The sequence below is a fragment of the Bacillus sp. PAMC26543 genome (assembly GCF_014250375.1).
Lineage (GTDB): Bacteria > Bacillota > Bacilli > Bacillales > Bacillaceae > Bacillus > Bacillus halotolerans.
In genome coordinates this window covers 1,796,192-1,808,069 of the sequence record NZ_CP060193.1, presented here as the reverse complement: position 1 = coordinate 1,808,069, position 11,878 = coordinate 1,796,192, and the positions used below count along the sequence as shown (strand labels likewise).

The following is an 11,878-nucleotide window of genomic DNA, read 5'->3' as shown; positions in this document are numbered from 1 at the left end:
ATCTCCCGTTCTGTCTCTATATCATGCCCCATACATTTTATCATACTAGAGAAAAGGGGGCTTCTTTATGAAAGTGTACCGTATGCAAAAGGGCGTCGTTTTAGTGGGAAAAGCGTGGGAGGTGCGGGCGAAGCTCAAGGAATACGGGCGCACATTCCGGTATGTGAAAGATTGGATTTCCGAGCCGTAAAAGTTGAAAACTCCGCTCCTTTATATTACGGTCATTACAAAGCCTAAAAAAGGAGTGTGCACATGAAAAAGCGCAAACTAGGTTCATCTGATATAGAAATAAGCGAAGTCGGACTTGGCTGTATGTCCCTTGGAACCGAAAAAAATAAAGCGCTGTCGATCCTTGATGAAGCCATTGAGCTTGGCATCAACTATCTGGACACAGCTGATTTGTATGACCGCGGCCGCAATGAAGAAATCGTCGGCGAAGCGATTCAAAACAGACGCCAGGATATCATTTTGGCCACAAAAGCCGGAAACCGCTGGAGTGACGAAAGTGAAGGCTGGTATTGGGACCCTTCAAAAGCTTACATAAAAGAAGCTGTGAAAAAGAGCTTGTCACGTCTGAAAACGGATTATATCGACCTGTATCAGCTTCACGGCGGCACAATAGAAGACAACATTGACGAAACGATTGAAGCATTTGAAGAATTAAAACAAGAAGGTGTCATTCGTTATTATGGAATTTCTTCTATTCGCCCGAACGTCATTAAAGAATATGTGAAAAAGTCAAACATCGTCAGCATTATGATGCAATTCAGCCTGTTTGACAGACGGCCGGAGGAATGGCTCCCGCTTTTAGAGGAACATCAGATCAGTGTCGTAGCCAGAGGACCTGTCGCTAAAGGGCTGCTGACTGAGAAACCGCTTGAACAATCGGCTGACAGTATCAAACAAAACGGGTACTTATCCTATTCGTTCGAGACACTGACAAATGCCCGCAAAGCGATGGAGAATGTCGCGCCAGATCTGTCTATGACAGAAAAGTCGCTGCAGTATCTGTTAGCACAGCCTGCTGTCGCCTCAGTGATTACAGGCGCCAGTAAGATTGAGCAGTTACGGGAAAACGTTTATGCTGCAAACGCACGGCGTTTAAGTGAAGAGGAAATCAAAGCGCTCCAATCTCATACGAAACAAGACGTTTACGAAGCGCACCGTTCATAAAGAAAACCAGCACCTGACCGGGTGCTGGTTTATTTGTATTGATGCCAATCAAGCTGGCTTTCATCGAGGAGCTGTTCAAAGCTTTTGTTTTTTTCGATCTCCTTTTTCTTTCTGATCTGTTCTGCTTTTTCTCTTTTCTGTCTCTCCTGATCCTCTTCCTTCAATTGGCTTTTCATCTGCATCAGCTTTTCTTTTATATCGGATTGAAGATCGTCTTTTAACTGGTGTTTGTCAGCGGATTTTTGTTTTTTCATGCTCGCTTCCCCCGTGTTTTGTTTTGAAGCCAGTTTATCATGGAGATTCAGGCTGAACAAGCAGACTCTCTTCGGAAAAACGCTGTCATATTTTTCTGCCGGCTCAGCAGCGTTTAGGTATAATGGTTTTAGAAGGTTATCCATAATAGAGTTGAAAGGTGCTGTGTCTTTTGAAAAGATTCCTTTTAGCCGTCGGCGCTGTCTTGGCAGCTGTAGCTGCTATCGGTATTTGCTTCACAAATATCATTATGTTTATAAAGAAAAAAACCGACGAAGAGATTATGAAAAGAGAAACAGATGACGGGCATGATGTATTTGAATCGTTTGAACGCATGGAGAAAACGGCTTTTGTGATTCCATCGGCTTACGGATATGATATAAAAGGCTACTATGCTGCACCGCACGATACATCAAATACAATGATCATCTGCCACGGTGTGACCGTGAATGTATTGAATTCTCTCAAATATATGGATTTATTTCTTGATCTCGGCTGGAATGTGCTGATTTACGATCATCGCCGGCACGGACAAAGCGGCGGAAAGACTACAAGCTATGGTTTTTATGAAAAGGATGATTTAAACGAGGTCGTCAAATGGGTCAAAGACAAAACCTGCAACCGCGGATTGGTCGGAATTCATGGTGAATCAATGGGAGCAGTGACTGCTCTGCTGTATGCAGGCGCACATCCTGACGATGGCGCTGATTTTTATATTGCCGATTGCCCGTTTGCAAGCTTCGAGGAACAGCTTGCGTATCGTCTGAAAGCGGAATACCGGCTGCCTTCCTGGCCGATTCTTCCCATTGCCGACTCCTTTTTGCGGTTCAGGGACGGCTACCGCGCACGCGATGTATCTCCGCTTGCCGTCATCGAAACGATCGAAAAGCCGGTCCTCTTTATTCACAGCAGGCACGATGATTATATTCCTGTTTCTGCAACCGAGCGGCTTTATAAAAAAAAGCCCGGTCCAAAGGAACTCTATATTGCTGAAGCTGGAGAACACGCCATGTCGTATACAAAAAATCGGGACACGTATCGAAAAACCGTGCAAGCCTTTTTAGACAAAATAACGTAAAAAGCGAAAGGCCCCTTTTGGCCTTTCGCTTTTCCATCATAAAACGTCGGTGATGCCATCCATATTTTCACTGATCCATTCAATCGCAAGGTCTATCGTAGTAAACTCCTGCGCTTCAAATGTCATTTCATCCTGCAAAAGCCAAACATCCTTCTCGACGGATTGCGCTCCTCCGATTGACCAATGCAGCAGGGTGTAGGGATGGTTTTTGTTCAGAAAGGATACCCACGTTTTATTCTGTGCTGTATTCTTAATTGACTTCAGCTTTTGTTCCACGTTTCGTGTCTCCCTACTTTACTAATATGCTCATTCTTGGACTGAGCATTTGAGCCGGACTTTTCAGCGCCAGCGTTTTGGCTTTTTCATTGTAATCGATTGTCATTTGATCGTCAAAAAACACTTTTTGCGACGACTGGATATATAGCGGAATGCCGTTCGTTTCCAGCTGCTCACACTGTCCCGCTAATTCCTCTGTCACCCAGATGGTCGGTACACCGCTTACTGCGCAGCCGCATCCTTCAGCGTCATAACGGAGCTGTGCCTTTTTTCCCGGGTTGGCGTCAAGCGCCTGCTGCAGTGCCTGTTTTGCTGCATCTGTCACATGAATGTTCATAAGGTGAAACCCCCGTTTTTTTCATTTTCGCTATTGTAGCACACCACGCGTCCGTTCGCATTGTTTCTGCCTTTTTTCCACCGCTTCGCTTTTTCTTCTGCAGCCTTGATCCAATCGGTTTTTCCCTGTATGTACTGCTTGATATTGTCCGGGTACTGGGCCGCCAGCTGTTTTTTGAGCGCGGCGTATTCATTCGCTATTTCCGGATGAGCTGTGAGATAATCTCTGAACACCAAATGCCGTTCAATAGCAGGATGCCCTCCCTCATAAATATGGACATGATGGGTACGCTTATTTCCGCCCTTTTGAAAATAGCGTCTGCCAATCATGCCGTTTTCTCCTTTCGGCATATAGCCGAGCTCCGCCATTTTCGAATCATATTGGTTCACGGCCGCGATATCCTTTACTGCAATCAGGATATCAATGACCGGCTTTGCCGCCATATTTGGTATCGATGTGCTTCCGACATGATGCACGTCAATGATCTCCGGGCCGAGCACAAGCTTCAGACGATCTTTTTCCTCACTGAACAGCCTTACCCATTCTTCATTGTAGTGAACGACTTCAACCTTTCTTTTCGGATAGAGATGAAAGACTGACAGCAAAAGCCCCTCTGACGCTTTGACGGTTTTCGTCTTTACAAATCCTGCCTGCGTATACAGCGATACGGCAGGGTTGTTTTTCTCGGCTGTTACTACCTCGATTTTCTCAGCGTCTTCGTTCTGATCAATAACAAATTGCACGAGTGCTCGTCCGATGCCTTTTCTGAAACCGTCGGGATGCACAACAAGCCTGCAAATGGTCAGCTCATGCATAAACTTCTCGTATGAAATGACACCGAGCAGTTTCCCGTCTTCCAGGTATCCCGCAAATCGCTCCTGAGAGGCTCTGATATCCTCAGCTTTTTCGTGTAAAGCAGGGATTCCGTCAAAACCGATAAGCTCCGCTTCTTTTACATAAGCTGGCTTTTGAACGTCAATAATCTCACGCGATACATCCTCTTCCTTATGCTGAAGAAATGCAATCATTTGTTTTCTCCTGAAAACAGCCGCTGCTTCTCGACTTTGGCGACGCGGACCGCATACGATTCATACCATACGCTTTTTCCTTTTTCTTTCGCTGCCTGGTGTTCGGTGTGATGCTTCCAATGATTGATTGCGTTCATACTCTCCCAATAGGAAACTGTGATGCCGGTTCCATCCGCTTCGCGAACGCTTTCCACACCTAAAAATCCGGGCTGGCTCGCCGCAAGCGAAACCATCCGCTCTGCTGTTTCTCCATATGCTTCGTCATTTTCACTTTTGACAGAAGAAAAGATAACAGCATAATAAGGAGGCTCAGGTGTTTTTGACAAAAAATCCATAGCGGTTCCTCCTCATATGTTTTTCACAAAAAGAACCCTGTCCTGGCCCGGTCCATCGTAATTTGCAAATACTGAGATGCCATTCACTGTTTTGCTGCCTTTTTCAATTTCAAAACCCAGTCTTGTATGATACGCGATTGACACCTTATTTACCGGGGACGTGACGCACTTTACCCGGGTGCATCCCCTCTTCTTAACTGCTTCAATAAACACATCGTATAATTGTTTTCCAATTTGCATTTTTCTGAAATCCGGATGCACACCGGAAAAATGGATGTATGCCGTTACAGGATCTGATTGCGATTGAAATCCGATTAAAAATCCAGTCATGCTGTTATGTTCATGTGTGATAAAGCTGGTGTCCTGAAAATGTTCAAAAAATAATCGCGGGAGCTTTTCTTTCAGCTGCCTGCCGCCCCACCATTCATTCATTACAGACGTTACCATTTCATAATCTGAAGACGTGATTGTTCGAATATCCATTACGCTTTGATCTCCCTCCGTCTGGCAAAACGAATGTCTCTTTTTTCTCACAATATAAAAATTATATTTTGCCTGACTGGAATTGTAAATGCCTTCTTTTCTGTATCATACGTTTCCAGACTGCTGACGGAACAATGTTTGCTATTTTCACATCTAGATCTCCCCCTCCAGGAGGGGGGATATTTACAGAAAAATATCAAGCACCTGATCAAGTCTCAGCTTACAGAGCTTGCCGGCGTCCCCTTTTATCCACACTGTTTTTTCAAATTCCTCATAGCGGCAGATTTTCCCGCTGCAGGTGACAATTTCGCCATCTTGAAAGCAGCTGACAGTAATATCCTGAGCAAATTCCATTGCCATGCAAAGCGTTTGGTTCATCTCCGCCAGCTTATCCGAATCAAGGATTGGCCTTTGCAGCTTCTGTTTATGGTGTTTTCTCTCAAGCAGGCTTTGTTTATGTTCAGGCAGAAACATTCGGCTTCCTTCCCACAGCAGATTGCCTCTTTTTAAATGCTCATTCATTTATAATGCCCTCCTATTTTAGCCGCACGTTCAAACGCCTGGCCTGCCGCTGTCAGTGAGGCCGCCCTGATGATCGCCGTGTCGCCGAACCGGTTTTTAATCCCGTCCATCACATAGCCGAGGCTCATCTTCTTTGCATAATCCTGAAATAAATTAAGCTGCCATACTTCATCAGATGAGAGCTGAGAGAGATTGACCCCGAGGCGGCGGACAGGCTTCCCGTCCCAAAACTTGAGAAACAGTCTGCATACAGCCTGGTACACATCCTGCGTAGAATTGGTCGGTTCCGCCAGCTTCACTTGCCGGTTGAAGCCGGTCGGCAAATCAAAGTCAGCCCCCCTGCAGCTCACCGAAACCGTCTGCCCCATCATCCCGGCGTTTCGGCTTCGCCTGCATACCTCTTCACTCAGCTCCAGCAGAACGACCTTTATTTCTTTGTCAAAGTGTTCATAGTCTTTCGGGAGTGTCATTCCGTGGCCAATCGCTTTTTGTCCGTCCAGCGATGCCGTTGACACAGGAGAATAGTCGATTCCGTTCGCCGTCATCCACAGCACGTGTCCGTTAATGCCCCATTTCTTTTTTAAAAGCTCGAGCGGAAAAACCGCAAGCCCGCCGATCGTGCTGATGCCCATTCGATTTAAATGATGTTTCATCCGGCTCCCGACGCCAAACATACTCCCCACCGGAAGCGGCCACATCTCGGTTTTCATATTTTCTTTCGTTAACGTGAAAATACCGTTCTTATTCTTTTTGGCAAAATTGTCACACGCGATTTTGGCAAGCGCTTTATTAGGGCCGATTCCGACCCGGGCATAAATGCCGACCTCCCGCATGATTCTGTCCTGAATGCTTTTGGCAATCTCCTCGGGCGCCCCAAACAGCTTCTGGCTGCCTGTGATATCCATGAACTGCTCGTCAATGGAATAGGGCTCCACAAGATCTGTATATTCCTCTAAAATGGCGGTGATTTGCAGCGATACATCAATATACCGCTGCATACGAGGCCGGAGCACAATAGCTTCAGGGCACTTTTCCTGCGCTTCCCACAGGCGTGAGGCATTGGCTACCCCTTTTCGTTTCGCCAGCGGGCATGCAGCCAATACAACTCCGCCCCGCCTTTCCGGATCACCCGAAACAATCACCGGCTGATTTTTTAAATGTGGATTTTCCGCTTTCTCTACAGATGCATAAAACGATTGCATGTCAACGAGAAAAATCACTTTTTCTTTCATCATACACACCTCTAAAAAGAACTTATGTTCGCTTTCACTATTATATGCGAAAATATGTTCGATTTATACTGGTAAATGATTCTTGTCTGACAGAAAATATGATGCAAGGGTTTGAGAGAAGGAAAACATTTAGTAGAATGAAAGCGAACCATAAAGATAGGAGAGTCAAAATGGAGAAATTTGTCGAAAAAATGCTGGGACAGGCATTGCGTCAATACGGCCGAAATGTCGCCGTTGATCCGTTAAGCCCGTATGAAAAACAAAGCCTGAAAGCTGCTTTAGAGGAAAGGCAAAATGAAGATCCAGACGAGGACCTGCATGCGCATATAGAGGATATCATTTATGACTACGTCACAAACCAAGGGCTGTTTTCTTAATGTCATGCACCTTCATTGTTGGAGAAATTTCGTATATCTGTTTTCGTATGGCCAGAAGGGACGCGGCTGATATCGACGGAAAGCGCCCCTTCTCATATACGGACGCTCAAGCCCATCAATAAACTTTAGCCTGATGCCCCGTCTGACTCAGCATTTCAGGAACCCCGACGATATGAGCTACAGCCTGATGGGTCAACGTCTTTAAACGGAAATCCGTTTGCTTCTCCCGCCTTCCTGATGTCTTTAAACTGCCCGGGCATTTCTGCTCAATGAGAATTGCACTTTCATGATATAAGCGCCGGACAAAAAATCCGTGTACTTCAACCTCCGCTTCAACGGCGTAAACGCCATCGTCAACGTGAAACATGAACCATTCAAAAACAAAGGTCATCCTGCGCACACATAGTGTAATACAATCCCATATAAACCGGTAAGTAAAAATATTTAATCCCCCGTTGGATAAGGAAATTTTTTCATGTATGATAGAAAAAGATCTTACTAACAGGAGAGAACAATAGACATGAAGACATGGAAAGATATCCACCCAATCAGCTGGACAATTATTATCGGAACCATTTTTGGCAGGATGGCAACATCGATGAGCATTCCGTTTTTAGCGATTTATTTAACAGCTGTCCAAGGCGCATCAGCGTCCTACGCGGGGCTTGTCATTGCGGCGAGCTCATCAGTCGGTATCATTGCAAGCTTTTATGGCGGATATATCTCGGACAAATTCGGCAGAAAGAACATGATGCTTGTATCCATTTTCGGCTGGATGCTGGTGTTTGCAGGGTTTGCGGCCGCTTCTCACCTCTGGGTATTTTTTGTGGTAAATGCGTTAAACGGACTTTGTAAATCACTGTTTGAACCTGCTTCAAAAGCTTTGCTGTCAGATATGACAGAAGAAAAAACAAGATTGCTGGTTTTTAATTTACGGTATGCAGCCATTAATATCGGCGTTGTCTTCGGCCCTGTGCTCGGTCTGTACTTTGGTTCATCACAATCTACCGCTCCTTTTTTGGTGCCCGCGGTGATTTATGGGATATACGGTGTCATCCTTGCCATCCAATTTAAAAAGCATCCACCCGCGACATTAGAACAATCCAGAAATCTGAACGTTCGGGAAGCGTTTATGGTAACGCAAAAGGACCGTCTTTTTACAGTTGCTCTTATCGGCATTACACTATGCAGCTTCGGCTATTCACAGTTCAGCTCTACATTCCCGCAATATATGGCGCAAAATCCTTTTATCGAAAATGGGACAAAATTGTACGGCTTGATGCTGACATTAAACGCAATTGTTGTTTTGGCAACACAGTTTCCCATCGTCCACCTTGGTAAACGGTTTTCGCCGCTTTGCTCCCTGATGCTCGGCAATATCATGATCAGCGCCAGCATGATGATCCTTACCATGTCACACGGGGTTTCTTCACTTGTTATCATTGTGATTGCATTTACAATTGGAGAAGTGCTCTTATTCTGTATGATGGATTTGTTTGTAGACCAGATTGCAAAACCCGGATTAAAAGGAACGTATTTCGGAGCGATCGGCTTTTCGCAGTTTGGGAATGTGATTGGCCCTTGGGCCGGCGGCTTATGTATAGATGCATTTGGTGCCGGGCATCCAAGTTCCATTTTTTCTGTCCTTAGCGGCATCACCCTGCTTGGCCTGCCGTTTTTAGTGTTTGCCTATCGGAGGATGAAAGCGGGAATTACTGAGCAGCAATCCGAACTGGGGAAGCCGCTTTAACACAAGAAGACGGGAGAGAATCGCTCTCTCCCGCAAAAACGAGGTGATGAAATATGAATATAGGTGATATCATGTTTCAGCTGATCGTATTTTTCATGTTTGCCGCTGTTATCTCGGCGGCTGTGATCGGCTCTACATATGCGAAAAACCGTAAAGCACAGCTGGACCGAATCGAAAAAAAGCTTAACAGCATGTCCGAAGACCAAAACGATTAACCGCTTGGGGCAACGAGCTCTACCTTGATCCGGTCAGGGTCCTCACAATAGACTGCATAATGCCCGTCTCCTCCGGCAAAAGGATGCCGGTCTCGGTACAGCCTTTTGCCAACAGTTTTTCAGTCATCAGGTCGACTTGAAGCTTGATTTCAGCATGAAACGCGAGATGGTTCAGGCCGACACGGCACCTGTGATATTTCGGCTCTAGCCATTCTTCTTTTGCCTGAACAATCACAAGGTAAAAGTGATCATTCTTCCAGCTGATGCCGGAACTCCATTTTTGAAACTCTTTATAGCCGCTTCCAAACCGGAGACATACAGTTCAATATGGTGCATAATGATCACACCCTTCTGACTAACACTTCTTCTACCTTATGCCGGTCTCCCTTTCGCAATATTAAATCTGACCTGAATTTAGTCGGCAAAATATTTTCATATAAATTAGGGCGGTTGACACTCTCCCAAATCGAGGTTGCCATCTCGTCAGCCTCCTGGTCAGACAGGTCTTTAAATTTATGAAAATACGAGTCAGGATTTTGAAAGGCTGTTTCCCGAAGAAGGCGGAAACGCTCTAAATACCAGGTAAGAATCCGGCTTTCGTCCGCATCGACGTAAATTGAAAAATCAAAGAAATCGGAAACAAAGATGCGGGGATTTTCCCGGTCATCCTCCAAGGTCGGCGATTGAAGAACATTAATCCCTTCGATGATCACGATATCAGCCTGTTCTACAACCTCGAACACACCTTCCTCGCGGTCATAGGTTAAATGAGAATATACCGGGGCCTTTACTCTTTCTTTTCCTGACTTTACGTCATTCAAAAATTCGAGGAGCGCTTTCACATCATAGCTTTCAGGAAATCCTTTTCTTGACAGCAAGTTTTTCTTCTTCAGCTCAGCTGTAGGAAATAAAAAGCCGTCTGTCGTGATCAGGCTGACCTTGGGGCGATCCGGCAAACGCGAAAGCAGCTTCTGCAAAATCCGCGCTGTCGTGCTTTTCCCGACTGCAACACTGCCGGCAATGCCGATGATAAACGGAATTTTGGCTGAATGAGGGTGCTTCAAAAAAACATTCACATGCTTATTTCGTTCGGCAGCCGACTTGACATGCAAATGAAGCAGGCGAACAAGCGGAATATAGATCGTCTCCACTTCCTCTACGGATAGATGATCATTCAGCCCTTCAACAGCTTTTGCCTCTTCTTCAGAAACAGCAATCGACAAATGGCCCCCAAATCCTGACCAAGACTGCCGGCTGTGCTGTGTATATAAAGTATGTAAATTAAGCTCTTTATTTTTCACTGTTTACACCTGACTCTCTGTAGCTTTAAACAAACGCTTACAAAGATTGTAACGGAAAACATTCCTACTGTCTGCTTATTTTTTCAATTTACCTTTTAACAAGTCAGCACCGATTCGGTTATATGCAGCCATTTCTTCTTTCGGAACCATACTGCCTCCCGTTCCCCAGACAACATGTACGGCATTTTTCATGCTGAGACGCAGATCATTTTCAGACATGTCGTGTTTCCCGGTTTCCGATAAAAACAGCTGAACAGGCCCGAACATGCCGGCAAGCGCAGACGGCTCTAAATGCTTATTTTCAGATAAAGCCAGCAAATGAAGCAAGGTATACAGCGTTTCGTCTTCAATTGTATAACAGCCGCTCAGCAAAGGTTCTATCAGATTGCCGACAAATCCTGACGGACGCCCTACGGCAAGCCCGTCAGCAGCCGTTACATTATCCAAGCCGATATCCTGCACAGAGATCTGGTCATGCAGGCCGGAATATAGACCTAAGAGCATAGACGGTGAATGGGTAGGCTCCCCGAAAAATACATGGACATGGTTTCCATACAATAGCTTCAGTCCAAATGCCACACCGCCCGGCCCTCCGCCGACTCCGCAAGGCAAATACACAAACAGCGGTGTTTCAGGACCAGGCTCGATATCCATAAAGCTGAGCTGTGTTTTTAAACGACTGGCCGCTACCGCATATCCTAGGAACAGCTGGCGGGAATGTTCATCATCAATAAAATAACAGAATGGATCTTGTTCCGCCTGCCGCCGTCCTTCTTTAACCGCTTCACTGTAATCTGATTCGTACTCGATTACGGTGACGCCCTTTTTGCGAAGTAAATCCTTCTTCCACTGTTTAGCGTCGGAGGACATATGCACCGTCACTCGAAAACCTAGTTTGGCGCCAATGATGCCGATGCTTAAACCAAGATTGCCTGTTGAGCCGACAGCAATGGAATAGCGTGAGAAAAATGAAGTGAACCGCTCTTCGTGCAAGATGCGGTAATCATCTGTTTCCTTAAGCATTCCTTCTTGAAGCGCAAGCTCCTCCGCATGTTTCAGCACTTCATAAATACCGCCGCGTGCTTTAATCGATCCCGAAATCGGAAGCTCATGATCGCACTTTAAAAGCCATCTCCCCGGAAACGTTGCGCCATACACTTCCTCCAGCTTCTTTTTCATATGGCGTATTTCAAAAAGCGGCGATTCAATCATCCCTTCGGCAGCTTTTGTTTCCGGAAACGCCTCGGCAATATAAGGAGCAAACCGCCGAAGTCTTTTGTCCGCCTCGGCTATCTCGCTTTCCCACTCAGCCGCTTGTAGAACCATCCCCTCTTTCTTGCCGGGATTAGCCCAGAATACCGGTCGTGCATCAATCAATTTCTGAATAAATGGATCTTTTATCAGATTACGCAAAGTTTCTTGATTTATCGACATCAGCCATTTCTCCTTCCTTTAACAAATGTATATGTTTATAAAAAACTGCCTGCAAACACACCAAAAGGCGCCTCACACAGGCAGT

16 protein-coding genes and 2 pseudogenes are annotated in these 11,878 nt (G+C 45.7%); 6 read left to right on the top strand and 12 right to left on the bottom strand.

The annotated features are described in order from the left end of the window. Positions 1-67 precede the first annotated feature (67 nt). Together mciZ and H7F27_RS09240 are read left to right on the top strand one after the other, a co-directional pair. The gene (mciZ, locus tag H7F27_RS09245; protein ID WP_010334819.1) at positions 68-190 is read left to right on the top strand and encodes a Z-ring formation inhibitor MciZ; all 123 of its coding nucleotides are present in this window, start codon (positions 68-70) and stop codon (positions 188-190) included. A gap of 62 nt (positions 191-252) precedes the next feature. Beyond that, positions 253-1,173, top strand: a complete 921-nt coding sequence (locus H7F27_RS09240; RefSeq protein ID WP_101860339.1) for an aldo/keto reductase — start codon at positions 253-255, stop codon at positions 1,171-1,173. A gap of 29 nt (positions 1,174-1,202) precedes the next feature. Here the strand turns inward: H7F27_RS09240 and H7F27_RS09235 are convergent, their stop codons facing one another. After that, on the bottom strand, positions 1,203-1,427 hold the full coding sequence (locus H7F27_RS09235; protein ID WP_101860570.1) for a YqkE family protein: 225 nt from the start codon (positions 1,425-1,427) through the stop codon (positions 1,203-1,205). Positions 1,428-1,597: 170 nt separating this feature from the next. Here H7F27_RS09235 and H7F27_RS09230 point away from each other — a divergent pair, with 170 nt between their 5' ends. Beyond that, a complete protein-coding gene (locus H7F27_RS09230) occupies positions 1,598-2,503 on the top strand; it encodes an alpha/beta hydrolase (protein ID WP_185848860.1) in 906 nt (301 codons plus the stop codon). A gap of 36 nt (positions 2,504-2,539) precedes the next feature. On the opposite strand, the gene H7F27_RS09225 is transcribed toward H7F27_RS09230, so the two are convergent. The 7 genes and pseudogenes from H7F27_RS09225 to H7F27_RS09195 form a co-directional block, all read right to left on the bottom strand. Then, positions 2,540-2,779 carry a DUF2552 family protein gene (locus tag H7F27_RS09225; protein WP_024121944.1) on the bottom strand — a complete coding sequence of 80 codons (240 nt, stop codon included), beginning with the start codon at positions 2,777-2,779 and terminating at the stop codon, positions 2,540-2,542. A gap of 13 nt (positions 2,780-2,792) precedes the next feature. Beyond that, the gene (locus H7F27_RS09220) at positions 2,793-3,116 is read right to left on the bottom strand and encodes an iron-sulfur cluster biosynthesis family protein (RefSeq protein ID WP_024121945.1); all 324 of its coding nucleotides are present in this window, start codon (positions 3,114-3,116) and stop codon (positions 2,793-2,795) included. Next, positions 3,113-4,144: a bifunctional GNAT family N-acetyltransferase/GrpB family protein gene (locus tag H7F27_RS09215; RefSeq protein ID WP_185848859.1), complete on the bottom strand. Its 1,032-nt coding sequence runs from the start codon at positions 4,142-4,144 to the stop codon at positions 3,113-3,115. Before H7F27_RS09215 ends, H7F27_RS09220 begins: the two co-directional genes overlap by 4 nt. Beyond that, positions 4,122-4,479 (bottom strand): annotated as a pseudogene (locus tag H7F27_RS09210) (antibiotic biosynthesis monooxygenase family protein). The gene H7F27_RS09215 and the pseudogene H7F27_RS09210 overlap by 23 nt, the downstream one beginning before the upstream one ends. Before the next feature lie 12 nt (positions 4,480-4,491). Further along, entirely contained in the window at positions 4,492-4,962 is a 471-nt protein-coding gene (locus H7F27_RS09205) for a GNAT family N-acetyltransferase (protein WP_024121948.1), read from the bottom strand. A gap of 183 nt (positions 4,963-5,145) precedes the next feature. Further along, positions 5,146-5,484, bottom strand: a complete 339-nt coding sequence (locus tag H7F27_RS09200) for a YolD-like family protein (RefSeq protein ID WP_185848858.1) — start codon at positions 5,482-5,484, stop codon at positions 5,146-5,148. Then, on the bottom strand, positions 5,481-6,719 hold the full coding sequence (locus H7F27_RS09195) for a DNA polymerase IV (protein WP_081638333.1): 1,239 nt from the start codon (positions 6,717-6,719) through the stop codon (positions 5,481-5,483). The genes H7F27_RS09200 and H7F27_RS09195 overlap by 4 nt, the downstream gene beginning before the upstream one ends. A 167-nt stretch (positions 6,720-6,886) precedes the next feature. Between H7F27_RS09195 and H7F27_RS09190 the strand changes: the two genes are divergently transcribed. Next, on the top strand, positions 6,887-7,093 hold the full coding sequence (locus H7F27_RS09190; RefSeq protein WP_024121951.1) for a YqzH family protein: 207 nt from the start codon (positions 6,887-6,889) through the stop codon (positions 7,091-7,093). Between the two features lie 115 nt (positions 7,094-7,208). Here the strand turns inward: H7F27_RS09190 and H7F27_RS09185 are convergent, their stop codons facing one another. After that, positions 7,209-7,484 (bottom strand): hypothetical protein, encoded by a 276-nt coding sequence (locus tag H7F27_RS09185; protein WP_185848857.1) that lies wholly within the window; start codon positions 7,482-7,484, stop codon positions 7,209-7,211. 129 nt (positions 7,485-7,613) lie between these two features. Between H7F27_RS09185 and H7F27_RS09180 the strand changes: the two genes are divergently transcribed. Together H7F27_RS09180 and H7F27_RS09175 are read left to right on the top strand one after the other, a co-directional pair. Beyond that, complete coding sequence (locus H7F27_RS09180) at positions 7,614-8,843, top strand: MDR family MFS transporter (RefSeq protein ID WP_185848856.1); 1,230 nt, start codon at positions 7,614-7,616, stop codon at positions 8,841-8,843. A gap of 53 nt (positions 8,844-8,896) precedes the next feature. Beyond that, complete coding sequence (locus H7F27_RS09175; RefSeq protein WP_024121954.1) at positions 8,897-9,058, top strand: hypothetical protein; 162 nt, start codon at positions 8,897-8,899, stop codon at positions 9,056-9,058. Here the strand turns inward: H7F27_RS09175 and H7F27_RS09170 are convergent. The 3 genes and pseudogenes from H7F27_RS09170 to dsdA form a co-directional block, all read right to left on the bottom strand. Next, positions 9,055-9,394, bottom strand: a pseudogene (locus H7F27_RS09170) (VOC family protein). The gene H7F27_RS09175 and the pseudogene H7F27_RS09170 sit on opposite strands and share 4 nt — an antisense overlap. A gap of 5 nt (positions 9,395-9,399) precedes the next feature. Beyond that, positions 9,400-10,359 carry a type I pantothenate kinase gene (gene coaA / locus H7F27_RS09165; protein ID WP_024121956.1) on the bottom strand — a complete coding sequence of 320 codons (960 nt, stop codon included), beginning with the start codon at positions 10,357-10,359 and terminating at the stop codon, positions 9,400-9,402. A gap of 75 nt (positions 10,360-10,434) precedes the next feature. After that, the gene (gene dsdA, locus H7F27_RS09160) at positions 10,435-11,793 is read right to left on the bottom strand and encodes a D-serine ammonia-lyase (RefSeq protein ID WP_185848855.1); all 1,359 of its coding nucleotides are present in this window, start codon (positions 11,791-11,793) and stop codon (positions 10,435-10,437) included. Between the last annotated feature and the right edge of the window lie 85 nt (positions 11,794-11,878).